The 235-nt window shown below is 64.3% G+C and carries 1 protein-coding gene; it reads right to left on the bottom strand.

Features of this window, described 5'->3' with window-relative positions; all coding sequences use genetic code 11:
* Positions 1-235, bottom strand: a 235-nt coding sequence (locus tag QP415_RS12985) for a hypothetical protein (RefSeq protein WP_285100349.1), incomplete at both ends; no start/stop codon positions are given.

Raw genomic sequence — 235 nt, 5'->3', positions numbered from 1 at the left:
ATGCAGGCCTCGATCGAGAGGAAAGCCGTCGAGCGTTCCCACCCCCTCAATACGCGCGATTGCGCGCCCTCCATCCAGCAACAGCACACTCGCATCGCGGTCGATGCGCGGCCTCGTGATCACCTCGTCTCCGTTACGCGCGACGACTCTGACGTCGAGGCCGTCGTCACCGGAGCGCACATCAATGTCCGCGTCCCACGTTGCGTGCGAGAGCACCACCTTCTCATCGGCCTCA

This window comes from Pauljensenia sp. UMB3104 (assembly GCF_030217285.1).
Classification (GTDB): domain Bacteria; phylum Actinomycetota; class Actinomycetes; order Actinomycetales; family Actinomycetaceae; genus Pauljensenia.
This window is presented reverse-complemented; position numbering and strand designations above follow the sequence as displayed.